Here is a 22,727-nt window from a genome sequence, read left to right as displayed (position 1 = left end):
GGCGGAGGCGGGGCCGGTTCCGGACCGGGGGCCGGAGGCCGGGCCGGGTCCGGGGGCGGCTGCGGGGGCTCCGGGCCGGGGCCCGGGGTGGGTCCGGGCGGGACGGGATCCGGATACGGGTTCGTCATGGCACTGTCCTCCGGCCAGTCGGTCGACGTCGGCTCTGGACTTGTCCCCCGCCTACCCGGGGGCCGCCTCCCCAGTCACTCCCCCGCGTGACGGGACGGGCCCAGGTGGCCCGGCCGGGATCACCCGGTGCCCGCTGCCGCCACCCCGGCCGCCAGTCCCGGCGCGGGACTGGCCAGCACCGGAACCGTGGTCCGCGTCGCCGCCCTCGCAGGTGCCATGGAGGCCTGGGCCAGGACGATCACGTCTGCGCCGGTGACGGCATCGGCCGCCTCGGCCACGAGCCGCAGGTAGCCCACGGTGTCCCCGGCCTCGAACCGCGGCCACGCACCATCGACGAGGCGTACGCGCACCTCGACGGAGCGTCCGGCGCACCGGGCCTCCTCCTCGATCAACGCGGCCGTCGGCGCGAACGTGCTCTCCAGGGCGGCGAGAACGACGACACTCGGACCGGCGGCCACCGCGGCGGCGGCCATCGGCCGGTCGACCCGCAGCACCCGCACCCCGACCTCGGCCGCGGCCGCCTCGGCGACGCCGCCGATGGTCGAGCAGGTGCACACGACGGCCCGTGCCCCCTCCGCGACGGCCCGCCGCAGCACGGCCCGGACGGCGCCGGCCACCGCCTCCGGCCCCTCCCGGCGCGCCCGGTCAAGCAAACCGACATCGACGTGATGCCGCAGCTCCAGACCCGGGTGCGCCTCGTCCCGCAGGGAGTCGAAGACGGGGACGTGCACGGGCGAGGTGTGCAGCAGCGCCAGCACGCGTACTCCCCTTCTCCATACCCTCTGTCCGCGTCAGAACCGCTCCGGATGCGCCGCGAGCCACTCCTTCGCCGCGCGCAGCAGTTCGGGGCCGGCGGCGGGAGCCTGGTCCGGGTGCCGCTCGGCCCACTTCACGACGTAGGGGCACAGCGGGGCCACCACGACGCCCTCGCGCCGGGCGACGGCGTACAGCTCGCGCGCCAGCGAACCCGCGATGCCCCGCCCCTCGTGGGCCGGCTCGACGACGGTGTGCACGGGGACGAGGGCGCGCTCGGGGGCTTCCAGGAGGAAATACTCGACGCGGCCGACGACCTCGCCGCCACCGATCGCCTCCAGGCGGCCGGCCGCCCGGTCGTCACGGATCTCGATCTCGCTCACGGCCACGCTCCTCGTCCGTGCGGATGGGCTACGTCAGGCCGACACGGCCTGGGGGCTGCGCTCCTGGTCCGACCCCGGCACCGGCTCGGACGCGTCGGTGCCCAGGGCGACGATACGGTTGTCCGCGTCCACGTGCACCACCCGCGGCCGCAGGGACCGCGCCTCGGCGTCGGTGACCTGGGCGTAGCTGATGAGGATCACCAGGTCGCCGGGGTGCACGAGGTGAGCCGCGGCCCCGTTGATCCCGATCACCCCGGACCCCCGCTCGCCCTCGATGACGTAGGTCTCCAGCCGGGCCCCGTTGGTGATGTCCACGATGTGCACGAGCTCGCCGGGCAGCAGGTCGGCGGCGTCCAGCAGGTCGGCGTCGATGGTCACCGAGCCGACGTAGTGCAGGTCGGCCTGGGTGACGGTGGCGCGGTGGATCTTGGACTTGAACATTGTACGCATCATCGAGGTACTCCTGGACCTAGGCTCCCTGCCTGCGTTTTTGCAGGTCAAGGGCGGTTTCCCTACCATACAACGAGTCGCATGTCCGGCCAGCCGGCTTCGCCGGCCCTCCTGGCCCTCACCGCGACGACTGCACAAGCCTACGCAGCAGCCTCCGAAGAGTGTCCGTGACCACGGTCACTCTGGCGGTCTGTGGGCCTGCCTGCCACGAGAAAGGCCAGTTCAGAGAGAGCTGTCGACCGGGCCTCAGCGGACATGGCCGTCGTGACCAAGCGGGCCGTCGGTTCCGGCTGGCAGGACGGGCTATGGGCAGTGGGCGGGATCGCCGCGGGTCTGCTGGTCTGGGGCGTGCTCGCGGTGGCCGGCCTCGCCGCTGTCCTGGCCGCGTCCACCACCGCGTACACGGTGGTCAAACTGGTCGGCGCCGCCTACCTCGTCTTCCTCGGTGTCCAGGCGCTGCGCCAGAGCCGTCGCGACCGGTCGCAGGTGCCGGCAACGGCCCTCGCCCTGCCTCGCGGCAACCCCTGACGGACCGGTCTGGTGGGCAACGTCTTCAATCCCAAGATCGCGGTGTTCTACACGGGTCTACTGCCCACGCCGGCCCCGGCCGGGCTGTCTCTGCACAGCGGCATGGCCCTGCTGGTCGTCGTACACGCGGTGCTCACCGCGGTCTGGCTCGGCACATACGTCCTGCTGCTCTCCGAAGCTCGCTCCTTCTTCGAGAAGCCGACCGTACGCCGGGGCATGGAGCGTGCCACTGGGGCCGTACTGATCGGATTCGGACTGGAAGTCGCCACGACGCGATGACGACGACTCGGTTCTCGACGACCCGGTAGGTCAGTCGCTCGGCGGTCGGCACGCGCATCTCGCCCGAAGGCTCGGCCGGGCCGCCACCTGTCAAACCGAAGTGGCGACCTTCTCCTCCGTGTCCGCCGACCCGGACGCCGAGGACTGGGCCGACCTGGCCGCCCTACTCGGTCCGGGCGCCTTCGCCGACATGTTCAGCTGTCCGGCCGTTCCGCCGTCGAGTTGGGAACCGGTCTTCAGTCTTGGGCGTGTTCTCTGAATCACGGCATAGGCGCCGTGTGTGAGTGGCGCGTGCCGCCAACTCGGGCAGAGGTTGGGGTGGTAGCGGGGCAGCCGGGCCGGGGGGCGGCCCTGGAGGATCCGCTTCTCGGTGGCCAGTTCCTCGGGCGTGGGCCGGGAGGCCGGGGGGGGCCGAGGTGCCACCGGCTTGCCACCGGCGCTTGGTTGCGGCGGAGAAGCAACGGCCCGCCGGCGAAGCTGTCGTGCACGGTCGCCGACCCCGGCCGCGGGTGCAGCCGGGTCGCCGTGCGCGCCAGCGGGGCCAGTTGGGGGAAGAGCGCGGTCGCATCGACCGGCCGCGGTGGAGTGGTGAGACTCCTGTCGTCCCCGGGCGTGCCGGTCACTGGACCAGCTCGATGTGGGGGTGGGACGGGTCGGCCGGGCAGGCGTGGAGCTGGAGGGTGGAACCGCGGGCGATCCCGATCAGGGTGAAGTTCGCCGGCGGGGTGCCGGGGAGGAGCGGGGTCGGGAGCGTCCTCTCCTCCTCGGGCGCCCAGCTGTCGCTGCCGGCGTCCCATTCGAGGGTGGCGATGGTGAGGAGCGGGAGCGCCTCGGTGCCGCATTCCGGGCAGCAGCGGGGCGCGGGGTCGGCCATTCCCCAGCGCGACCAGCCACCGGTCTTCCAGCCGGGCGAAGTGGACAGGTCGTTGTCGTAGAACTCCTGCGGGGCCACGGGGCAGGAACGGCCCCAACGGATCGGGTCGCCCAGCTCCTGCCGCAGCTTCTGGTCCAGCTCCCTGAAGGCGGGGTACTCCGTGACCCGCTCCGGTGCCAGCACGGACGGCTCCGGGAGGTAACCCTGAGACTTGATCGCGGGCGGTTCGGGCGGGGCGCCGAGGATGTCGGGGACGGTGCCCGCGGAGCGCCAGAAGACCGCGGTACGGGGGTGGGCCGGGTGGTCGAAGGGGCACCACAGGATCTGGAGGAGGTCGGCCCCGGGCGGGCTGAAGGGAAGGGGGACGTCGCGGGCGTACAGCTGGGCGACGGGGAGCAGGGGGACCGGGCCCTCGGGCCAGGGGCGGCCCTGGAGGATCCGCTTCTCGGTGGCCAGTTCCTCGGGCGTGGGCCGGGAGGCCGGGGGACCGAGGTGCCACCGGCTTGCCACCGCCGCTTGGTTGTGACGGAGGAGCCGGATGTCGTCGGGGGACAGAGCCCTGCGCGTCGCACCCCTCTCGTGCGGTCCTCCGCAGTACGGCCAAGGCTCGTCGGCGGGCCACAGCAGCGGCCCGCCGACGGAGCTGTCGTGCACGGTAGGCGACCCCGGCCGCGGGTGCAGCCGGGTCGCCGTGCGCGCCAGCGGGGCGACTTGAGGGAAGAGCGCGGTCACGTCGAGTGGCCGCGGTGGGGTGGTGAAACTCATGTCGGCTCCCGATGGCGCAATGGGGGGATCAGTCGATCAGTTACCGAGGTTGAACAGCAAAGTGTCATCCTTGGTCAGGTCCTGCGCCTCGGACTCGAAGCTCCTCATGCTCGGCGTGCCGGTCTTCATGCCCACCTGCCAGCAGGGCACGACGTTGTTCTGGCCTCCGTCCAGGGTCCGGCCCTTTCCGCCGAGGATGTTCGCGATCAGGGGCTTCGCCTGAGTCACTCGACGGGAACGGCGCACCTTCCGGTGCCCGGCCTCCCGGCGTGACGTCGTCCTGCGTGCCGAAGCCCCGGCGGTCTCAGTCGAGACAGAACTCGTTGCCCTCGATGTCCTGCATCACGACGCACGACTCGTTTTCCTCATCGGCGACCATCGTTCGCACGTGCACCGCGCCGAGCGCGACCAGTCGTGCGCATTCGGCCTCCAGGGTGGCGAGGCGCTCCTCCCCGACGAGTCCGATGCCGGCCCGCACGTCGAGATGCACCCGGTTCTTGACGACCTTGCCTTCGGGGACACGCTGGAAGAGCAGGCGCGGGCCCGCCCCGGAGGGGTCACTGCACGCGAAGTAGGGGTCCTGGTCCTCGGGCGGCAGCGAGTCGTGGTAGCCCTCCCAGGTGGCGAACCCCTCCGGGGGCGGCGGCACGACGTAGCCCAGCACCTCGCACCAGAAACCGGCGAGTCGTACGGGTTCCGCGCAGTCGAAGGTGACCTGGATCTGCCTGATCGTTGACATCGGCGCACCTTAGCAGGGGGCTTTGCGGTTCAGGGGGCGAGGCTCCTCAAGGCCGCCGCGAGTGTGGCGATGGCCGCGGGGTTGCGCGGGCTCTCGACGAGGTCGACGTAGTCGAGGACGACGATCCGGTCGTTCTTGACGGCGGAGACGTTCGCGAGGGGCGGGTAGGACTTGAGGAACCTCCGCTTCTGTTCGGCGGTGGTGTCCCCGTAGTCGTTGATCACGATGACCTCGGGGTCGCGGGCGACGACGGTCTCCCAGCCCACGGCGGTCCAGCTGTCCTTCAGGTCCTTCATGACGTGGTCGCCGCCGGCCTTGGTGATGATGTCGTGGGGCCCGGCGAAGGCACCCGATGTGAACGGCTTGTCCTCGCCGCTGTCGTAGAGGAACACCCGCGGCCGGTCGGCGCCCTTGGGGGCCTTCGCCTGTGCTTCGGCCACCTGCTCGCGGAAGGAGGTGATGAGCTTTTCGGCCCGGTCCTCGACGTCGAACACCTTCCCCAGGTTCCGCAGGTCCGTGTAGAGCGCGTCGAGCGGCGCCATCACGCCGCGCGCCTTGCCCTGTCCGTTGCGGCACGACTCGCTGAGCAGGTAGGAGTCGATGCCCACCTTGCGCAGTGCGTCGGGCGTGAATCCCTCGCCCTCGCTGAAACCGTAGTTCCAGCCGGCGAAGACCAGGTCGGCGCGGGCGTCGAGGACCAGTTCCTTGTTGATCCGTTCCTTCGACAGCCACTTGGTCTTCCGGTACCCGTCCTTCCACGGCACGGCCGTGAGGTCGCCCTTGTCGTCGGGCATGACGTATCCGGCCATGTGGTCCGCCAGGCCGAGGGCGAACATGATCTCGGTGATGCCCACGTCGTTGGTGACCACGCGCTGCGGGGCCCGGTCGAAGGTGCGCTTCTCGCCGCAGTTCTCGACCGTGACCGGGTAGTGGCCGCCGGACCGCCCGGCGTCGTCCGTCTTCCCCTCCGGTGACGAGATGTCCGCGCCGCAGCCGGTGGCGGCGAGGACCAGGACGACGGCGAGGGCGGCGGGGCGTACGAGGTTCGGCATGGGGGGTGACTCCTTGGAGGAGGACAGGTTGGGGGCGAGGCGGACTACGGGGTGGGGAGGCGGTCGAAGAGGAGTTGGACCGCGCCGGTTTCCGGGTGGGGGACGCGGTGCGCCCGGACCCCGAAGACGTCGGCCAGCAGGGCGGGCGTGAGGACGTCGTGGGGAGCGCCGGAAGCGACGATCCGCCCCTCGTCGACGACGTGGATCAGGTCGCAGTGGAGCGCGGCGAGGTTGAGGTCGTGCAGTGCGGTGAGCACGGTCGGTCCGGCGGCCCGCACCAGGGACAGGACCTCCAACTGCTGGGCGATGTCGAGGTGGTTGGTGGGTTCGTCGAGCACCAGGACCCGCGGTTGCTGGGCGAGTGCGCGGGCGATCAGGACCCGTTGCTTCTCGCCGCCGGAGAGGGTGAGGAAGCCGCGGCCGGCCAGGTGTCCGGCGTCCACCCCGGCCAGTGCGGCGGCACAGGCGTGCCGGTCCTCGTCGGTCTCCCGGGCCACCGCGCCCTGGTGCGGGAGTCTGCCCATGGCCACGACCTCGGCCACGGTGAAGTCGAACTCCGCGGCCGACTCCTGCGGGAGGGCGGCGATCCGGCGGGCGCTTTCGCGCGTGTTCATGGTCAGCAGGTCGTCGCCGCCGAGGCGTACCGCACCGGCCGTGGGGCGCAGGGCCCGGTAGACGCATCGCAACAGGGTGGACTTGCCGCTGCCGTTGGGTCCGACGAGCCCCACGAACTGGCCGTCGCCCGCCCGCAGCGAGACGTCCTCGACCAGCTTCGCGCCGCCGATCTCCACGGTGACCGCGTCGATGTCGATCCGCATCACGCGCCTCCGAAGGTGTAGGTGCGGCGGCGCATGAGCAGGACGAAGCACGGCACGCCGATCGCCGCCGTCAGTACACCGAGCGGCAGTTCGGCGGGGGCGAGCAGCACCCGGGACAGGATGTCGACCCAGATCAGCAGCACGGCACCGGCCAGGGGCGCGACGGCCAGCAGCCGGCGGTGGCCGGCTCCGACCAGCATCCGGGCGGCGTGCGGAACCATCAGGCCCACGAAGCCGATCGCCCCGCTGACCGCGACGACCGTCCCGGTGACGGCGGCGGCGGTGACGAAGAGCTCCTTGCGCAGCCGCCCGGCGTCCACGCCCAGCGCGGCGGCGGTCTCGTCGCCCATGGCCAGGGCGTTCAGGCGCCGGGCCGACCAGCCGAGGTGGACGAGGCCGGCGAGCACCGCGCCCGCGGCGATCGGTACGGAGGACCAGCTCGCACCGCCCAGACTGCCGAGCAGCCACATCATCGCGGACCGGGCCGCCTCGCCGTGTTCGGCGGCGAACACCATGAACGTGGTCACGGCCGAGAAGCCGTAGTTCATCGCGGTGCCGGTCAGCACGAGCCGGAGCGGGGTCAGCCCGCGTGAGGTCCGGGCGACCGCGTACACCAGCGTCATGGCCGCGAGCGCGGAGACGAACGCCGCCGTGGACAGCGCCCAGACACCGAGCGCGCCGAAGGCGCCGAAGATGAGCACGGCGTTGGCCCCGACGGCCGCACCGGAGGAGATGCCGAGGACGAACGGGTCCGCGAGCGCGTTGCGGACCATGGCCTGGACGGCGACGCCGACGGCGGCCAGGCCCGCGCCGACGACCGCGGCGAGCACGGCACGCGGGAAGCGCAGTTCCCACACGATGACGTACGAGGGAACCTCGTCCGGGGCTATGGAGGCGCCGGTCATGCCCGCCCAGAGAAAGTGCAGCGTCTCGCTCCACGAGAGTCCCGAGGCCCCGAAGCCCGCCCCGCAGGCCAGGGAGACGGGCAGCGCCACGCACAGGCCGGTCACGAGCAGGGGCAGGGACACCCGGTGGGCCGGTGGGGGTCCGGTGCGCGTACCGCGCCGCGGTCGCGTTCGTGGTGGGGCGGGTTCGGGGTCACGGAGCTTGGCCACCGGCGGATCACCTTCGCCTCGGGCCGTGCACCTACGTCGGCGAAGGAGCGGCTCCGGGCGCGGGGCGCCGTGGGCAGCACCCTCTCGCAGTCCACGGCGATTGACAGGAGCGTCACCACCGCGGGTGATCGGGCTCACGGAGCAGCACTCCGTCTACCGTTGCGGGTCAGCGCCGGACTTCGACCGGACTTCCCCCGCGGGGCGCTTGCAGCTTAGCGCCTGTGCCACGCCTTCCGTCGCGGCCGTCCCGTCCCGCCGTACCCGGCTCGTCTCACCGCCGCTTGTCCGGCAGGCGTGCGGCCGTGTAGGCGCGGGCCACCCAGCTCTGCAGGTGCGGGGCGCGGGCCAGCAGGTTCCGGTAGACGCGGACGGCGTGGTGGTGCAGTGCCTCGGCCACCGCCGGTTCGACGGTGTCCCGGCGCCAGACGAGGAGGTGGCGCTGCCAGAGCGGGTCGCCGACCAGTGGCTTGACCAGTACGCCGTCGACGGGGCGGATGGTGGGCTGCACGACCGCCACTCCCAGACCCATGGCGATCATCGCCTGCAGCTGTTCGAGGATGTGGAGCTCGTGCGTACTCGCGGGGGTGAAGCCCGCGGCCTGGCACGCGTCGTAGAAGGCGCCGGGCCAGCCCACCCCGTCGTCGGAGGAGACGAACCAGGTGTCCTCGGACAGCTCCTGCAACGGCACCTCGACGCGGTGTGCGAGCGGATGTCCGGAGTGCATGGCGACGAAGACGGGGACGGTGTTGATGGCGCGGTGCGCCAGGTCGGCGGAGTGGCGCAGGGGCAGGCCGGGGTAGTCCATGCCGAGTGCCGCGTCGAGCTCACCGGCCTCCAGGAGCCTGATCAGCTCACCGGTGGCGTAGACGCTGCTGACGGAGACCGCGAGGTGGGGGCAGCCTTCACGCAGGTTGCCCAGCAGCTCCGGCAGCACGGGGGTGTTGGTGACTCCGAGCCGGAGGGTGCGGGTCGCCGCCGCGGGCGTGCCGTTGCCGTGGCGTCGGCCGAGGGCGTCGGCGCGGGCCAGGATGTCCCGGGCCTGGCTCACGACCTCCACACCGTACGCGGTCAGCTCCACGCCGGTGCTGCGACGCACGAACAGCCCCTCGCCGAGCAGCCGCTCGATGCGGCGCAGCTGAGTGCTGAGGGCGGGCTGCGTGAAGCCGAGCGCGGCGGCGGCCCGCCCCACGCTGCCGGAGTCCGCTATCGCGCACAGCACCCGCAGATGACGCAGCTCGAGTTCCACAGCACACACCTCGCCGCTCGGGAAGCCGGACCATTGTGCGACAGCCCGGCGCGTGCGGGTCCGGTCGGGGCTCAGACGTTATGCCTCGTGCGCCGGTTCTCCTATGGCCGGGTCGGTTGTCGCCGTCGTCACGGTCGTGGAAGCCTCCACCTGCGCGCCCCGTCCGGCGGGAGTGACCGCGCGCTCCCACCGCCTTGTGAGGAGACACAGCATGTCCGCCACCAGGGTCCGCTTCACCGTCGAGGCGACCGCGGCCGCGGTACGCGGCGCCCGCCGCCGGGTCTCGGCGACCGTGCGTTCGTGGGGCGTGTCCATGGCCGACGAGTCGCTCCTTCCCGTGGAAGTGCTGGCGTCGGAACTCCTCACCAACGCGCTGGTGCACGCGGGCGGCGGTGCCATGATCGTCGAGGTGTCGCTCGACCAGGGGCTGGTGGTCATCACCGTCCTCGACGGCAGCACGGAGGTGCCGCGGGCCCGCGCGGCGGACCCGGACCAGGAAGGAGGGCGCGGCCTCGTCCTGATCGACGGCCTCTGCCTCCTGCACGGCGTGGAGCGCACCGCGCACGGCAAACGCTGCTGGGCGGTCGTTCCGGTGGCGGCGGTGGCCGGGTCGGCTCCCGGAGCGGACCACGCGGGCGTCGAGGGCGGCGCCGGTCCGGCGTACGACGGGGTCTGGTCGCTCACCGGCGGGGGCGCGGAACTGCTGAGCAGGTTGCTGACGACGTGAACCGAACGCATGGAGGTCCACCGCTGATGGAACAGCACGACGGCGGGGGTACGGCCCCGCACCCCGATCCGTTCCGGGGAGGTTGGGCGGAAACGGAGCGGAGACTGCCGGCGCTGACCGGGGCGGCGTGGGCGGCCAAGCGGCGCTCGGCGCTGTCCGAGCGGTTCCCCGGTGAGCGGATCGTCGTCCCGTCGGGCGGGCTGAAGGTCAGGAGCAACGACTTCGACCACACCTTCCGTCCGCACTCCGCGTTCGTCCACCTCACCGGTGAGCAGGGAACACACGCGGTCCCGGACAGCGTCCTGGTCCTCGAACCCACGGGGAGCGGGCACTCGGTGACGCTCTTCACCCGGCCGCGGTCGCCGCGTGACGGCGGGCCGGACGGCGCGGAGTTCCACAGTGACCGGCGGTACGGGGAGTTCTGGGTCGGGCGGCGCCGGACCCTGGCCGAGACGGCGGACGCCCTCGGCATCGAGGCCGCCGCCCGTGACGGACTGCGGCCTGCCCTCGCACGCGAGGTACCGACCCGGGTGGTACGCGGCGTCGACGCGCTCGTCGACTCGCTGGTGGCGCCCGCTCGCCGGGCCGAGGCGGAGCTGGAGGGCTTCCTGGCCGAGTCGCGGCTGGTCAAGGACGAGTGGGAGGTGGACCAGCTCCGTGCGGCCGTGGGCAGCACGGTCGCCGGATTCCACGACGTCGTGGGCGAGCTGGACCGGGCCACCCGCCTGGCGCGGGGTGAGCGCTGGATCGAGGGCACCTTCAACCGGCGGGCCCGGCTGGACGGTTACGGCCTGGGATTCGAGACGATCGCGGCGGCCGGGGCGCACGCCTGCGTCCTGCACTGGATGAGCAATGACGGTCCGGTGCGCGACGGCGACCTGCTGCTGCTCGACGCCGGCGTCGAGGCCGACACCTTCTACACCGGGGACGTCACCCGGACCCTGCCGGTCGGCGGACGCTTCACCGACGTCCAACGGCGGGTCTACGACCTCGTGTTCGCCGCCCAGTCGGCCGGCATCGCCGCGCTGCGGCCCGGCGCGCGGTACGGCGACTTCCACGAGGCCGCGATGCGCGTCATCGCCGAAGGGCTCGACGGCTGGGGTCTGCGGCCGCCCGGCGCGACGGCGTCGACCCCGGTGTCCGGCCTGTACCGCCGGTACACGGTGTGCGGTTCGGGCCACATGCTCGGGCTGGACTGCCACGACTGCGCGAAGGCCCGCGACGAGACCTACCTGGGCGGGACGCTCGAGCCCGGCCATGTCCTCACCGTCGAGCCCGGCCTGTACTTCCAGCCCGACGACCTGACGGTCCCCGAGGAGCTGCGCGGCATCGGCGTACGGATCGAGGACGACTTCGTCATCACGGCCGACGGGGCGCAGTGTCTGTCGTCCGGGCTGCCGCGCGGCGCGGACGAGGTGGAGGAGTGGGTGGCGTCCCCGTCCAGCTGAGCGGGTCCTGTTCGTCCCCGTTTCAGAACAACGTGACATTGTATAGTGGGAGGTGATCGGACCGAGGGCTCGGAGGAGCACACATGCCTCATCTCACGTCGCAGGTGATCTCGGTCCAGACACATCTGCGGGACCAGGTGGCCGACGCCGTCCGGGCCGCGCTCATCGCCGGTGAACTGCGCCCCGGCGTCGTCTACTCCGCGCCGACGCTCGCCGCGGAACTGGGCGTCTCGGCCACCCCGGTCCGCGAGGCGATGCTCGACCTGGCCCGGGAGGGCCTGGTGGAAGCGGTCCGCAACAAGGGGTTCCGCATCACCGAGATGACCGACCGGGACCTCGACGAGTTCACGGACATCCGCACCCTCATCGAGGTTCCCACCGTGGGCCGGGTCGCCCGGACGGTGCCGGCCGAGCGGCTGGAGGAACTGCGCCCGCTGGCGCGGCAGATCGTGACGTCGGCTCAGGAGCACGACGTCCTCAAGTACCTGGAAGCCGACCACCGCTTCCACCTCGAACTGCTGTCGCTCGCCGGGAACCAGCACCTGGTCGAGGTGGTGGCCGACCTGCGCAAGCGCTCGCGCCTGTACGGGCTGGGCGACCTCAACGAGTCGGGGCGCCTGGTGGCTTCGGCGCGGGAACACATCGAGCTCCTCGACCTGATCGTGGCAGGCCGCGCGCAGGAGGCGGAGGACTGCATGCGCCGCCACCTCTCGCACATCCGCACCCTGTGGGCCGACGGCGCGGACGGTGCGGAGGACGGCGAGCAGGCGCTTCGGACCGGCGACCGGTAGCCCTGCCCACGGGGCACTCTCCCGGCCCACCAGGGAAGTACTGAGTTCCCTCCGGCGCCTTCCCCAAGTCATGTCACCTGTGCAATGGTACATGTCACAGGTTCAGTCATGACCATGCCAAACAGTCCCAGCCGGCTCTTCTCTCAGCCGAGGCGCATGACCCGTTGCCTGACTCCCCGACCTGTTCCATCCCATCGGCCACGCCCGTCGCGTGGCCCATCCCCTCATGGGAGGCTCAGTGAGAACCACGTTCGTACGCCGAAGTCTGGGCGCGGTGCTGCCCCTGGCCCTGACGTGCGCCATGGGCGCCGGCCTGCTCGCTCAACCGGCCGCCGCCCTGCCCGGTGCCTCCGCACCGGCCGCGCGCACCGTGGCGCCCGGAGGGACGGACAGCGGCCCGGCACCCACGGCACAGACCGCCACCGCCGACAGCGCACACGTCGGCAAGGGGCGGCAGAAGCCGTCCCGCATACCGCCGTTGGCGGCGAGCAAGGACGCGCTCCGGCAGGACGGCGGGAAGCACAGCGCGAAGAAGCCGGCGGACGTCGCCGCCTGCGACGCCTCCGACTTCACCGGCCGCACCGGCAACGCGCTGGTCCGGCAGATCAAGGCGTCCACGACCGACTGCGTCAACACCCTGTTCGAGCTGACCGGCAGCGACGCCCACGGCGCCTTCCGGGAAGCCCAGATGACCTCCGTCGCGTACGCGGTCCGCGACAGTTCGGCGTCCTATCCCGGCGATCCCAGTACCGGCATGCCGCAGCTCGTGCTCTACCTGCGGGCCGGCTACTACGTCCAGTACTACTACCCGGACGCCGTGGGCGCGTACGGCGACGCGCTGCGGACCGCGATCCGCTCGGGCCTGGACGCCTTCTTCGCCAGTCCCCGCTCCCGGGACGTCACCGACGCCAACGGCGAGACTCTCGCCGAGGCCGTCACCCTCATCGACAGCGCCGAGGAGAATGCCCGCTACATCCACGTGCTGCGGCGGCTGCTGGCGGACTACGACGCGTCGTGGAACGCGTCGTGGTCGATGCTCAACGCGGTCAACAACGTGTACACCGTGACGTTCCGCGGCCACCAGGTGCCCGAGTTCGTGATGGCCGTGCGGACGGACCCCGGCCTGCTCGACTCGCTGTACCGCTTCGCCTGCGACCACCACGCGCTCCTGGGGACCGGCCAGTCCTACCTCACGTCGAACGCCGGACGTGAACTCGGCAGGTTCCTGCAGCACTCCGCGCTGCGCGCCGAGGTCCGCCCGCTGGCGTCCGGCCTGCTCGACGCGAGCTCGATCACCGGTGCCACTGCGCCGCTGTGGGTCGGCGTCGCCGAGATGACGGACTACTACGACAGGTCCAACTGCTCGTACTACGGCACGTGCGACCTCCAGGCGCAACTGGCGCGGGCCGTACTGCCGGTGACCCACGCATGCGGCCCGGCCATCACCATCAGGGCGCAGCAGATGACCCCGGGCGAGCTGTCCGCGAGCTGCGCCGGCCTGCGCGCACAGGACGCCCACTTCCACGAGGCCGTCAAGGACGACGGTCCCGTCGCCGGCGACCGCAACGACACCATCGAGGTCGTGGTCTTCGACTCCAGCACCGACTACCAGACCTACGCCGGTGCCATGTACGGCATCGACACCAACAACGGCGGCATGTACCTGGAGGGCGATCCGGCGGCCGCCGGCAACCAGGCCCGCTTCATCGCCTACGAGGCCGAGTGGCTGCGCCCGGACTTCCGGATCTGGAACCTCAACCACGAGTACACCCACTACCTCGACGGCCGGTTCGACATGTACGGCGACTTCGCCGCCAACGTCGCCACCCCGACCGTCTGGTGGATCGAGGGCTTCGCGGAGTACCTCTCCTACTCCTACCGCGGCATCGTCTACGAAGAGGCGGTGGCGGAGGCCGGCAAAGGCACCTACGCCCTGAGCACCCTGTTCGACACCAATTACAGCCACGACACGACGCGCGTCTACCGCTGGGGCTACCTCGCCGTCCGGTACATGCTGGAGCGGCACCCCGCCGACATGGCGACGGTGCTCGGCCACTACCGCTCCGGCGACTGGAACGCGGCGCGCGACCACCTCACCCGCACCATCGGCACGCGGTACGACGCCGACTGGTACACCTGGCTCGCCGGCTGCGCCGCGGGCGGCTGCGGCTCGGTGCCCGAGTGCGCCGCCCCGGACACCCGGGTGCTGGACCGCGACTGCCGGCGCGGCGACCGGTCCGGCGCCGCGGGGGCCGACGACTATCTGTACCTGCACCTCCCGTCCGGCGTGAACCGGCTGGAGATCACCGTCTCCGGCGGCACGGGTGACGCCGACCTGTACTACAGCGACAGCGGCTGGGCCACCCGCACCAGCCACACCAGCGGCTCGACCGGTGCGGGCAACAGCCACACCCTGACCGTCACCGATCCCCCGGCCGGCTACCACTACGTCACCCTGCACGGGGCGGAGAGCTTCTCCGGCGTCACCGTGGCCACCCGGTACGAGACGGGGGCGAGGCCGCTCAGAGGGTGAAGCCCGCCGGGTAGGGGTCCGACGGGTCGAGCAGGTACTGGGCGGTTCCGGTGATCCAGGCGCGTCCGGTGACCGACGGGAGGACGGCCGGGCGGTCCCCGACCGTCGTCTCGCCGATGATGCGGCCGACGAAGCGGGAGCCGATGAACGACTCGTTGACGAAGTCCCGGCCGGCCGGCAGGAGACCGCGGGCGTGCAGTTGCGCCATGCGTGCGCTGGTGCCCGTACCGCAGGGCGAACGGTCGAACCACCCGGGATGGATCGCCATGGCGTGCCGGGAGTGCTCCGCGGTCGATCCGGGCGCTTCCAGGTAGACGTGGTGGCACGTGTCGATCCCGGGGTTCTCCGGGTGGGCCACCGGGTTCCGCGTGTTGATCGCGTCCATGATGGCCAGCCCGGCGTCGAGCATGCGCTGCTTGTGGGACCGGTCGAACGGGATCCTCAGGTCCTCCAGCCGGACGAAGGCGTAGAAGTTGCCGCCGTAGGCGATGTCGTAGCGCACCGGCCCGTACCCGTCGACGTCGACGACCTGGTCGAGGGCGTGGCAGTACGAGGCGACGTTCTCCAGGGTCACCGATTCGGCGCGGCCGTCGCGCACCCGGACCCGGGCGGTGACCAGTCCGGCGGGTGTGTCGAGCCGTACGGCCGTCTCCGGTTCGGCGGCCTCGACCATCCCCGTCTCGACGAGGACGGTGGCGACGCCGATCGTGCCGTGCCCGCACATCGGCAGGCAGCCGGAGACCTCGATGTAGAGGACGCCGAAGTCGGCGTCCGGGCGGGTCGGGGGCTGGAGGATGGCGCCGGACATCGAGGCGTGCCCGCGCGGTTCGCACATGAGCAGGGTGCGCAGATGGTCGCGTTCCGCGACGAAACGCTGCCGCCGCTCGAACATCGTCGCCCCGGGGAGGACACCGACACCGCCCGTGATCACGCGGGTCGGCATGCCCTCGGTGTGGGAGTCGACGGCGTGGTAGCAGACCTTCGAGCGCATCGTCAGTCGGTCCCGGCGTCGATGAGGGCCTGGGTGGTGGCGCGCACGGCGGCCTCCGTCTGCGGGGTGAGCGGCTGCCTGGGCGGCCGGCACGCACCGCCGCGCCGGCCGGTCATGTCCTGGCCGAGCTTGATGGCCTGGACGAACTCCGTCCTGCTGTCCCAGCGCAGCACCGGGTGCAGTCGGCGGTAGAGCGGCAGGGCGGTGTCGAGGTCGCCGGCGAGCGAGGCCTCGTACAGCGCGAGGCAGGCACGGGGGAAGACCTGCGGGTATCCGGCGACCCAGCCCTTGGCGCCGGCGATGGCGACCTCCAGGACCGTGTCGTCGGTGCCGATCATGAGGTCGAGGCCGGGGGCCAGTTCGGAGATCTCGTAGCAGCGCCGGACGTCGCCGGAGAACTCCTTGACGCCGACGATGAACCCCTCGGCGTGCAGTTTGGCGAGCAGCTCGGGGCGCAGGTCGACCTTGGTGTCGATGGGGTTGTTGTACGCGGTGACGGGGAGACCGGCCGAGGCGACCAGTTCGAAGTGTTCGAGGACCGCGCGGTCGTCGGCGCGGTAGGAGTTGGGTGGCAGGCACATGACCGCCTGGCAGCCGGCGTCCCTGGCGAACTCGGCGTGCCGCCTGGCCTCCGCGCCGCCGTAGGCCCCGACCCCGGGCATGACGGTGAACCCTTCGGGGGCGGCGGCGAGGGCCGTCTCGACGACGCGGTCGCGCTCCTCGTACGTCAGTGTCTGGTACTCGCCGAGCGAGCCGTTCGGCGCGACTCCGTGCAGTCCCTCCTCGGCGAGCCGGGCGACGCTCCGCGCGTAGGCGCCGTAGTCGACCGTGAGATCGGCGTTGAAGGGCAGGCTCGTGGCGACGACGACGCCGTGCCAGGGCTTGCGGTGCTGCTCACTCATGTGCTGCTCCTTCTGTTCCTTCCGGGGTCCGGCCGGCCTGGTCCAGGTCGGCGAGGGCGCCGAGGGTGACGGGGGTCGCGATGAGCCGTTCGGTGGGTGTGTAGGCCTGGTGCGGTGCCACGAGGCAGTGCACCGCGGGACCGCAGATCCGGCCCTGGCACCACCCCATGCCGACCCGGGTGAGTTGTTTGACCTGGCGGTGGTCGTGGGCCCCGCCGTCGGCGCGGGCGGCGCGGACGGCGCCCGCGGTCACCTCCTCGCACCGGCACACGACGGTGTCGTCGGTCAGCCACCGCGACCAGGCCTGCGGGACCGGGTGGGCACGGCCCATGGCCCGGGCGAAGGCTCGCTGCCCGTTCACCGTGGCGCGCACCGCGGCCAGGCGCCTCCTGCCGAGGGCGGGCGCGGCTCCCCCGTCGGCGAGGACCGACTCGGCGGCGAGCCGGCCCTCGGCGAGCGACAGGCGCGCTCCGCCCACCCCGCACACCTCCCCCGCCGCGTAGAGCCCGGGCACGGTGGTGCGCTGTCCGGCGTCGACGGCGACGACCGCGTTGCCGTCGTCGGAGTCGGTGAGGTCGCAGCCGAGCGGGAGAAGCAGGTCGAGCTGGGGTGCGAAGCCCCATCCGACGCCCACGGTGTCGACCTCGACTCGGCGTTCGGTGCCCGGGCGGGGGCTGCCGTCGGGTGCCAGGGAGGCGATCCGGACGCGGGAGACGCGGTCGGTGCCCTCGGCGGCGACGATCGCCGTGCGCGGGCGGATCCGGACGCGGTGGCGGGCGAGCGTGGCGCCGTACCGTGCCCCTTCGGCCCACTTGGCGGGGTTGCGCAGCAGCGGACCGGGCGAGCGCAGCCAGGCCCGCGGGTCGGCGGCCTCGCACACGGCGGCCACTTCGGCGCCGCGGGCCGCGAGTGCGGCGGCCACCGGCAGCAGGAACGGCCCGGTGCCGCCCAGGGCGACGCGGCTGCCCGCCACCACCGCGCCGCCCTTGAGCAGCGCTTGCAGGCCGCCGACGGTGAGCACACCGGGCAGGTCCCAGCCGGGGAAGGGCAGCTGCCGGTCGTAGGCTCCGGTCGCCACCAGCAGGCGGGGCGCGCGCACCACTACGGCGGTCTCCTGCGGCGCCCGGCGCCGGTCGACGGCGTGCACCGTGAAGCCGGCCCCGGCCCCGCCGTCTTCGCCGTCGCCGTCGCGGGTCACGCACCAGACGTGGTGGGCCAGGCGCAGGTCGAGCCGGCCCCGCGCGCCGGCCGCCGACAGCGCCCGGCGCAGGGCGCGGTACTCGCGCAGCCCGTGGTGGAGGCCGGCGGTGGGGATCGTCCGTCGTGCGTGGTCCGGCGGGTGCCGCCAGTACTGGCCGCCCACGGCTGCGCCCGAGTCGACGAGGGTGACGCGCAGGCCCCCGGTCAGGGCGGTGGCCGCCGCGGCCAGGCCGGCCGGCCCCGCTCCCACGACGACGAGGTCCGCCGTCTCACTCATCGCCGTCCTCCTGGGTCCGTGTCGTGACGGTCAGGCCCGCGCGGGCCGGTATCAGGCAGGCCCGCTGCCCGCCCACTCCGTCGACGGTCACCAGGCAGTCGAAGCAGACGCCGATCCCGCAGAAGACGCCGCGCGGACGGCGCCCGACGCGGGTGGTGCGCCAGGCGACCCGGCCCGCGGCCACGAGGGCCGCGGCGACGGTCTGTCCCTCGACGAACCCCAGCGGTTCGCCGTCGACGCTGAACCGGCTCACTGGGCAGCACCTTTCGGGGTGAGGAAGCGGTCGGGCAGCAGTGCGGTGTGCGCCGCCGGGTCGGCTCCCCGCCAGGGACGGCCGAGCAGCTGGGCCGTCACCAGGGCACCGGTCGCGGGGGCCAGCCCGATGCCGGCGCCCTCGTGGCCGCAGGCGTGGACGACGCCCGGGGCGCGCGGGTCCGGGCCGACGACCGGCAGGTGGTCCGGGCAGTACGGCCTGAATCCGCGGTAGGTCCGGATCAGGTGGGTGTTCCGCAGGAAGGGGAAGAGCGCGCACGCCTGTGCGGCGAGGCGGGTGACCACGGCGGGGTTCAGCGTCGTGTCGAAGCCGACGCGTTCGCGGCTGGCGCCGATGAGGATCGTGCCGCCGCGGGTTCCCTCGACGACGCACGAGGTCTCCAGGCCGGCGTCGGAGGAGGCGACGTTCGCGACGTAGTCGGCGGAGTAGACCTTGTGCCGGACCATCGGCGGCATGGGTTCGGTCACGAGGACGAAGCCGCGGCGCGGCAGTACCTCCACGGACGCGCCGAGCCGGCGGCCGACCTCGCCGCCCCAGGTGCCGGCGGCGTTGACGACGGCGTCGGCGGGCAGCAGGTCACCGGCGGCCGTCCGGACGCCGGTGACCTCGCCGTCGCGGCCGGTCACCGCGGCGGTGACCTCGGCCGTCCGCGTGCGGGCTCCGCGCTCCACGGCCCCGCGCAGCAGGGCCGCCGCCGCCAGCACGGGCTGCACCTGGGCGTCCTGCGGGTAGTGGACGCCGCCGGGGATGCCCGGGGCGAGGTGGGGTTCGAGTTCGCGGACGCGGTCGACCGGCTCGACGCGCACGCCTGCCGCCGACTGCCGTGCGGCGAACCCGCCGAGCGCCGCGAGCCCTTCGGTCGTACGCGCGACGACCAGGCCTCCCTTGGGCTCCAGTTCGAGGGAGTCGGCGCCGAGTTCGTCCCCGGCCTCGTCCCACAGCGTGCGGCTCAGGCGGGCCAGGTCGAGTTCGGGTCCCGGTTCCTTGTCGGAGAGCAGGACGTTTCCCTCACCGCGGCTCGTGGTCCCGGCACCGACGGGCCCGCGGTCGACGACCGTGACGTCCAGGCCCGCCGAAGCGGCGTGGAAGGCGCAGGCGGCACCGACCACTCCCCCGCCCACGACGACGACCTTCAGGGCCATCGACCCCTCCTCGGTAAAATGTCACATGCCATCGATCAGGCTATCCATCCGGCCTGCTGGAACACAACGGCTCGTCAGCGTCCGTGAGCGGCCGGAGCCACGGACTGGCCCCGGCCGACCGTCTGGCCGTGCGGTCACCGCCGGCGCCTTCGCGGTCGCCACCCGGGGTGCCTGGGAGTGCCTGCCGCACCGCGCCGGACCGGCCGTGCTCAACGCCCCGCCGGGCGGCGCCGTATGCCCGAGTCCACCGAGTCCCGGCGAGCGATCCCGCGAACCGCTTCACCCACGAGTCACTCCCGGGAGCGCCGCATGGCGTCCTACTCCGGCCGCGACGTGCACGGACAGGTCGTGCACCGGCTGGGCGCACGCATCGTGGGCGGCGAGATCGCCAGGGCGAGATCCTCGACATCGGCGCGCTCGGGGCGGAGCTGGACGTGAGCCTGGCGGTGACGCGGGAGGCGCTGAAGGTGCTCGCGGGCTAGGGGCTGACCGACGCCCGGCACAAGCGCGGCACCTTCGTCCGGGAGCGCGCACACTGGGACCTCCTGGACGCCGACGTGATCCGCCGCCGGACGGAGACCGGAGACGCCGGTCCGCCGCTGCGCGGCCTCGCCGACGTACGGTCCATCGTCGAGCCCGCCGCCGCGCGCCGGGCCGCCCCGCACCGTACGGACGCCGACCTGGCGGCCCTGGAGAGCGCCCTGGGCGCCATGGGCCGGACCGGCCTGGGCCCCGCCGCTGCCGCCGAGGCGGACGCCGCGTTCCACCTGGCCCTGCTGGCCGCCACCGGCAACGAGCTGCCGCGCAGGATGGACATGCTCCTGGAGCCGGGGCTCAGGGAACGCGACCGGCTGGTCCACGCCCACGAGACGCCGACGACCCGGTCCCGAGCCACCGCGCGGTCCTGGACGCCGTCCGGGACCGGGACCCGGCGCGGGCCGAGACCGCGATGCCGGCCCTGCTCGCCAAGGCCGCGGCGGACCACGACCACCTCACGCGCGGCCCGCGGAACGACACCTGACGGGAACTGATCCACTGGGCGGCTCGTCCTGACGGGGGAGGACGAGTGGACGGAAGAGGCATGGTGGAGCAGGCGGAGACACGGCCGCGACCGGGGCCGATGGCGCGGGCACGGGACCTGGCGGCACGGGTGCGGAGTCGGGCCTCCCGGGCGGGGGGCCGACCGGCCCGGTCGCGGGGCCGCGTGGTCGCGGCGGCCGCCGTGCTGACGGCCGCCCTGCTCGTGTTCCACGACGCGGTCCCCAACGCGGCGCTCGGGCTGGGCAGTCTGCTGGAGACGTTCCTTCCGTGGCTCGGTGCGGTGGTCGTGGTGCTGCTCGTCCTGGCGCTGGTACGCCGGTCGCCGCTCGCGCTGGCGGCCCTCCTGCTGCCGGCCACGGCCTGGACGTACCTTTTCGGTCCGCTGCTGCTGCCCGCGCCCGAGCCCGGCGCCGACGACCTGCTCGTGGTCCAGCACAACGTCAGCGACGAGAACGACGATCCCGCGGGCACCGCCCGCGCCCTGGCCGGCGCGGAACCCGACCTCATCGCCCTCCAGGAGCTGGTGCCCCCGGCGCTCGACGTGTACGCGCGGACCCTCGCCGCCGACTATCCGTACCGGGCGGTCCAGGGCACGGTCGGACTCTGGTCGAAGCATCCGCTCGCCGACGCCCGGCCGCTCGACATCAAACCGCCCGGCATCACGGAGGAGTGGAGCCGGGGCCTGCGGACGGTGGCCCGCACACCGCACGGCGAGATCGCGGTGTACGTCGCCCACCTGCCCTCCGTCCGGGTCGGCGCGGGCGGCCTGGCGTCGGCCTGGCGGGACGAGAGCGCCGGGCTGCTGGGCGATGCCGTCGCGGCCGAGGAGCTGCGCCGGGTGGTGCTGCTGGGCGACCTCAACGGCACGGTCGACGACCGCGCCCTCGACCCGCTGGCCACGCGGCTGGACGTCGCCGAGCGGGGCGTCGCGTTCAGCTTCCCCGCCGCTTTCCCGGTGGTCCGGATCGACCAGGTCATGGCCCGCTCCGCGACCGTCGGTCACATCCGCACCCTGCCCGCCACCGGCAGCGACCACCTCCCGGTCGCCGCTCGGATCACGCTGGGCTGAGGCGCATCACGCCGGACCGAAGGCCCGTACGCCCGCACGATTCACCTGCCGGACGGAACTGCCGCGATCCGGTACGAGAGCAAGCCGCTTGCGGGGCTTGCGTTAGCCTTTCGTTGTGACGCGACGACTTGCTCAGGTGGCGAAGAAGGTTGGGGTCAGCGAGGCCACGGTCAGCCGGGTCCTCAACGGCAAGCCCGGGGTTTCGGAGGCGACCCGGCAGTCCGTGCTGAGCGCGCTGGACGTGCTGGGCTACGAGCGGCCGACCCAGCTGCGGGGCGAGCGGGCGCGTCTGGTGGGGCTGGTCCTGCCCGAGCTCCAGAACCCGATCTTCCCGGCGTTCGCCGAGGTCATCGGCGGTGCGCTGGCCCAGCAGGGGCTGACGCCGGTGCTGTGCACGCAGACCAAGGGCGGCGTCTCCGAGGCCGACTACGTCGAGTTGCTGCTCCAGCAGCAGGTCTCCGGGGTCGTCTTCGCCGGCGGGCTGTTCGCCCAGGCCGACGCCCCGCACGACCACTACCGGCTGCTCGCCGAGCGCAACATCCCGGTGGTGCTGATCAACGCGTCGATCGAGAACCTCGACTTCCCGTGCATCGCCTGCGACGACGCCGTCGCCGTCGAGCAGTCCTGGCGACACCTGGTCTCCCTCGGGCACCAACGCATCGGCCTGGTCCTCGGCCCCTCGGACCACATCCCCTCGCGCCGGAAGCTGGCCGCCGCCCGGGAGGCGGCCGGCGCCATGAACGCCGAGCTGCCCGAGGAGTTCGTGGAGCGCTCGATGTTCTCCCTGGAGGGCGGCCAGGCAGCCGCCTCCCGCCTCATCGACCGCGGCGTCACCGGCATCATCTGCGCCAGCGACCCCCTCGCCCTCGGCGCCGTACGCGCCACCCGCCGCCGCTCACTGGCCGTACCCCACGACATCTCCGTCGTCGGCTACGACGACTCCGCCTTCATGACCTGCACCGAACCACCCCTCACCACCGTCCGCCAGCCCATCGAGGCCATGGGACGCGCCGCCGTCGACCTCCTCTGCGCCCAGATCCAGGGCACCGAAGTCCCGCACGGTGAGCTGCTCTTCGAACCGGAACTCGTCGTCCGCGGCTCCACCGCACAGGCCTCCGCCGAGTAGCGGCACAATTTTCTCCGCAACTTCTTGCGGTAACTGACATTGGCTTGCGACGGTCTGACGTAGCTCGCGAAAGCC

21 protein-coding genes and 3 pseudogenes are annotated in these 22,727 nt (G+C 72.8%); 9 read left to right on the top strand and 15 right to left on the bottom strand.

Going from position 1 to position 22,727, the window contains the following annotated elements; genetic code table 11:
• Positions 1-248: 248 nt before the first annotated feature.
• The 3 genes from M6G08_RS21695 to panD are packed head-to-tail and all read right to left on the bottom strand — an operon-like array spanning position 249 to position 1,718.
• On the bottom strand, positions 249-887 hold the full coding sequence (locus M6G08_RS21695) for an aspartate/glutamate racemase family protein (protein ID WP_272588820.1): 639 nt from the start codon (positions 885-887) through the stop codon (positions 249-251).
• Between the two features lie 33 nt (positions 888-920).
• The gene (locus tag M6G08_RS21690) at positions 921-1,265 is read right to left on the bottom strand and encodes a GNAT family N-acetyltransferase (protein ID WP_272588819.1); all 345 of its coding nucleotides are present in this window, start codon (positions 1,263-1,265) and stop codon (positions 921-923) included.
• A 33-nt stretch (positions 1,266-1,298) separates the two neighbouring features.
• A complete protein-coding gene (panD, locus tag M6G08_RS21685) occupies positions 1,299-1,718 on the bottom strand; it encodes an aspartate 1-decarboxylase (protein WP_272588818.1) in 420 nt (139 codons plus the stop codon).
• A 249-nt stretch (positions 1,719-1,967) separates the two neighbouring features.
• Here panD and M6G08_RS21680 point away from each other — a divergent pair.
• A pseudogene (locus M6G08_RS21680) lies at positions 1,968-2,522 on the top strand (LysE family translocator); the annotation flags it as partial.
• Positions 2,521-2,766, top strand: a pseudogene (locus M6G08_RS21675) (GNAT family N-acetyltransferase); the annotation flags it as partial. The pseudogenes M6G08_RS21680 and M6G08_RS21675, both read left to right, overlap by 2 nt.
• A gap of 375 nt (positions 2,767-3,141) precedes the next feature.
• On the opposite strand, the gene M6G08_RS21670 reads toward M6G08_RS21675, so the two are convergent.
• From M6G08_RS21670 to M6G08_RS21640, 7 genes are all read right to left on the bottom strand, one after another.
• Positions 3,142-3,906, bottom strand: coding sequence for a non-ribosomal peptide synthetase (locus tag M6G08_RS21670; RefSeq protein ID WP_336299007.1), 765 nt, complete (start codon positions 3,904-3,906; stop codon positions 3,142-3,144).
• A 291-nt stretch (positions 3,907-4,197) separates the two neighbouring features.
• Positions 4,198-4,389: a hypothetical protein gene (locus M6G08_RS21665; RefSeq protein WP_272588816.1), complete on the bottom strand. Its 192-nt coding sequence runs from the start codon at positions 4,387-4,389 to the stop codon at positions 4,198-4,200.
• A gap of 76 nt (positions 4,390-4,465) precedes the next feature.
• Positions 4,466-4,900 (bottom strand): VOC family protein, encoded by a 435-nt coding sequence (locus tag M6G08_RS21660; protein ID WP_272588815.1) that lies wholly within the window; start codon positions 4,898-4,900, stop codon positions 4,466-4,468.
• A gap of 29 nt (positions 4,901-4,929) precedes the next feature.
• Positions 4,930-5,952, bottom strand: coding sequence for an ABC transporter substrate-binding protein (locus M6G08_RS21655; protein ID WP_272588814.1), 1,023 nt, complete (start codon positions 5,950-5,952; stop codon positions 4,930-4,932).
• 44 nt (positions 5,953-5,996) lie between these two features.
• Entirely contained in the window at positions 5,997-6,770 is a 774-nt protein-coding gene (locus tag M6G08_RS21650) for an ABC transporter ATP-binding protein (RefSeq protein ID WP_272588813.1), read from the bottom strand.
• Positions 6,770-7,885 carry a FecCD family ABC transporter permease gene (locus tag M6G08_RS21645; protein WP_383143828.1) on the bottom strand — a complete coding sequence of 372 codons (1,116 nt, stop codon included), beginning with the start codon at positions 7,883-7,885 and terminating at the stop codon, positions 6,770-6,772. The genes M6G08_RS21650 and M6G08_RS21645 overlap by 1 nt, the downstream gene beginning before the upstream one ends.
• Positions 7,886-8,156: 271 nt before the next feature.
• On the bottom strand, positions 8,157-9,131 hold the full coding sequence (locus M6G08_RS21640) for a LysR family transcriptional regulator (protein WP_272588812.1): 975 nt from the start codon (positions 9,129-9,131) through the stop codon (positions 8,157-8,159).
• Between the two features lie 211 nt (positions 9,132-9,342).
• On the opposite strand from M6G08_RS21640, the gene M6G08_RS21635 reads away from it, so the two are divergent.
• The 4 genes from M6G08_RS21635 to M6G08_RS21620 all read left to right on the top strand — a co-directional run bounded on the left by M6G08_RS21635 (position 9,343) and on the right by M6G08_RS21620 (position 14,630).
• The gene (locus tag M6G08_RS21635; RefSeq protein WP_272588811.1) at positions 9,343-9,858 is read left to right on the top strand and encodes an ATP-binding protein; all 516 of its coding nucleotides are present in this window, start codon (positions 9,343-9,345) and stop codon (positions 9,856-9,858) included.
• 26 nt (positions 9,859-9,884) lie between these two features.
• A complete protein-coding gene (locus tag M6G08_RS21630; protein ID WP_272588810.1) occupies positions 9,885-11,306 on the top strand; it encodes an aminopeptidase P family protein in 1,422 nt (473 codons plus the stop codon).
• Between the two features lie 83 nt (positions 11,307-11,389).
• Positions 11,390-12,097 carry a GntR family transcriptional regulator gene (locus M6G08_RS21625; RefSeq protein ID WP_272588809.1) on the top strand — a complete coding sequence of 236 codons (708 nt, stop codon included), beginning with the start codon at positions 11,390-11,392 and terminating at the stop codon, positions 12,095-12,097.
• Positions 12,098-12,335: 238 nt separating this feature from the next.
• Positions 12,336-14,630 (top strand): M9 family metallopeptidase, encoded by a 2,295-nt coding sequence (locus tag M6G08_RS21620; protein WP_443048872.1) that lies wholly within the window; start codon positions 12,336-12,338, stop codon positions 14,628-14,630.
• On the opposite strand, the gene M6G08_RS21615 is transcribed toward M6G08_RS21620, so the two are convergent.
• From M6G08_RS21615 to M6G08_RS21595, 5 genes are read right to left on the bottom strand one after another with little or no spacing between them, the layout of a single operon-like run.
• Complete coding sequence (locus tag M6G08_RS21615; protein ID WP_272588808.1) at positions 14,620-15,621, bottom strand: proline racemase family protein; 1,002 nt, start codon at positions 15,619-15,621, stop codon at positions 14,620-14,622. The two genes, M6G08_RS21620 and M6G08_RS21615, sit on opposite strands and share 11 nt — an antisense overlap.
• Before the next feature lie 2 nt (positions 15,622-15,623).
• On the bottom strand, positions 15,624-16,523 hold the full coding sequence (locus M6G08_RS21610) for a dihydrodipicolinate synthase family protein (protein ID WP_272588807.1): 900 nt from the start codon (positions 16,521-16,523) through the stop codon (positions 15,624-15,626).
• Entirely contained in the window at positions 16,516-18,000 is a 1,485-nt protein-coding gene (locus M6G08_RS21605) for an FAD/NAD(P)-dependent oxidoreductase (RefSeq protein WP_272588806.1), read from the bottom strand. The genes M6G08_RS21610 and M6G08_RS21605 overlap by 8 nt, the downstream gene beginning before the upstream one ends.
• Positions 17,993-18,253, bottom strand: a complete 261-nt coding sequence (locus tag M6G08_RS21600) for a (2Fe-2S)-binding protein (RefSeq protein ID WP_272588805.1) — start codon at positions 18,251-18,253, stop codon at positions 17,993-17,995. Before M6G08_RS21600 ends, M6G08_RS21605 begins: the two co-directional genes overlap by 8 nt.
• A complete protein-coding gene (locus tag M6G08_RS21595; RefSeq protein ID WP_272588804.1) occupies positions 18,250-19,416 on the bottom strand; it encodes an NAD(P)/FAD-dependent oxidoreductase in 1,167 nt (388 codons plus the stop codon). The genes M6G08_RS21600 and M6G08_RS21595 overlap by 4 nt, the downstream gene beginning before the upstream one ends.
• A gap of 309 nt (positions 19,417-19,725) precedes the next feature.
• Here M6G08_RS21595 and M6G08_RS21590 point away from each other — a divergent pair.
• The 3 genes and pseudogenes from M6G08_RS21590 to M6G08_RS21580 all read left to right on the top strand — a co-directional run bounded on the left by M6G08_RS21590 (position 19,726) and on the right by M6G08_RS21580 (position 22,652).
• Positions 19,726-20,437: pseudogene (locus M6G08_RS21590) on the top strand (FadR/GntR family transcriptional regulator).
• A gap of 183 nt (positions 20,438-20,620) precedes the next feature.
• Entirely contained in the window at positions 20,621-21,526 is a 906-nt protein-coding gene (locus M6G08_RS21585; RefSeq protein WP_272588803.1) for an endonuclease/exonuclease/phosphatase family protein, read from the top strand.
• Between the two features lie 115 nt (positions 21,527-21,641).
• Entirely contained in the window at positions 21,642-22,652 is a 1,011-nt protein-coding gene (locus tag M6G08_RS21580; RefSeq protein ID WP_272588802.1) for a LacI family DNA-binding transcriptional regulator, read from the top strand.
• The last annotated feature ends 75 nt before the right edge of the window (positions 22,653-22,727 follow it).

It is taken from the genome of Streptomyces sp. M92 (genome assembly GCF_028473745.1).
Lineage (GTDB): Bacteria > Actinomycetota > Actinomycetes > Streptomycetales > Streptomycetaceae > Streptomyces.
The sequence above is the reverse complement of the archived record's forward strand: the minus strand, read 5'-3'. Positions and strand labels throughout refer to the sequence as shown.

What these genes read in the sequence shown, in the direction of transcription:
- M6G08_RS21650 (WP_272588813.1), bottom strand. Translation starts at nt 6,770, where the DNA reads ATGCGGATCGACATCGACGCGGTCACCGTGGAGATCGGCGGCGCGAAG.
- M6G08_RS21630 (WP_272588810.1), top strand. Translation starts at nt 9,885, where the DNA reads ATGGAACAGCACGACGGCGGGGGTACGGCCCCGCACCCCGATCCGTTC.
- M6G08_RS21655 (WP_272588814.1), bottom strand. Translation starts at nt 5,952, where the DNA reads ATGCCGAACCTCGTACGCCCCGCCGCCCTCGCCGTCGTCCTGGTCCTC.
- M6G08_RS21625 (WP_272588809.1), top strand. Translation starts at nt 11,390, where the DNA reads ATGCCTCATCTCACGTCGCAGGTGATCTCGGTCCAGACACATCTGCGG.
- M6G08_RS21595 (WP_272588804.1), bottom strand. Translation starts at nt 19,416, where the DNA reads ATGGCCCTGAAGGTCGTCGTCGTGGGCGGGGGAGTGGTCGGTGCCGCC.
- panD (WP_272588818.1), bottom strand. Translation starts at nt 1,718, where the DNA reads ATGATGCGTACAATGTTCAAGTCCAAGATCCACCGCGCCACCGTCACC.
- M6G08_RS21615 (WP_272588808.1), bottom strand. Translation starts at nt 15,621, where the DNA reads ATGCGCTCGAAGGTCTGCTACCACGCCGTCGACTCCCACACCGAGGGC.
- M6G08_RS21610 (WP_272588807.1), bottom strand. Translation starts at nt 16,523, where the DNA reads ATGAGTGAGCAGCACCGCAAGCCCTGGCACGGCGTCGTCGTCGCCACG.
- M6G08_RS21635 (WP_272588811.1), top strand. Translation starts at nt 9,343, where the DNA reads ATGTCCGCCACCAGGGTCCGCTTCACCGTCGAGGCGACCGCGGCCGCG.
- M6G08_RS21660 (WP_272588815.1), bottom strand. Translation starts at nt 4,900, where the DNA reads ATGTCAACGATCAGGCAGATCCAGGTCACCTTCGACTGCGCGGAACCC.
- M6G08_RS21605 (WP_272588806.1), bottom strand. Translation starts at nt 18,000, where the DNA reads ATGAGTGAGACGGCGGACCTCGTCGTCGTGGGAGCGGGGCCGGCCGGC.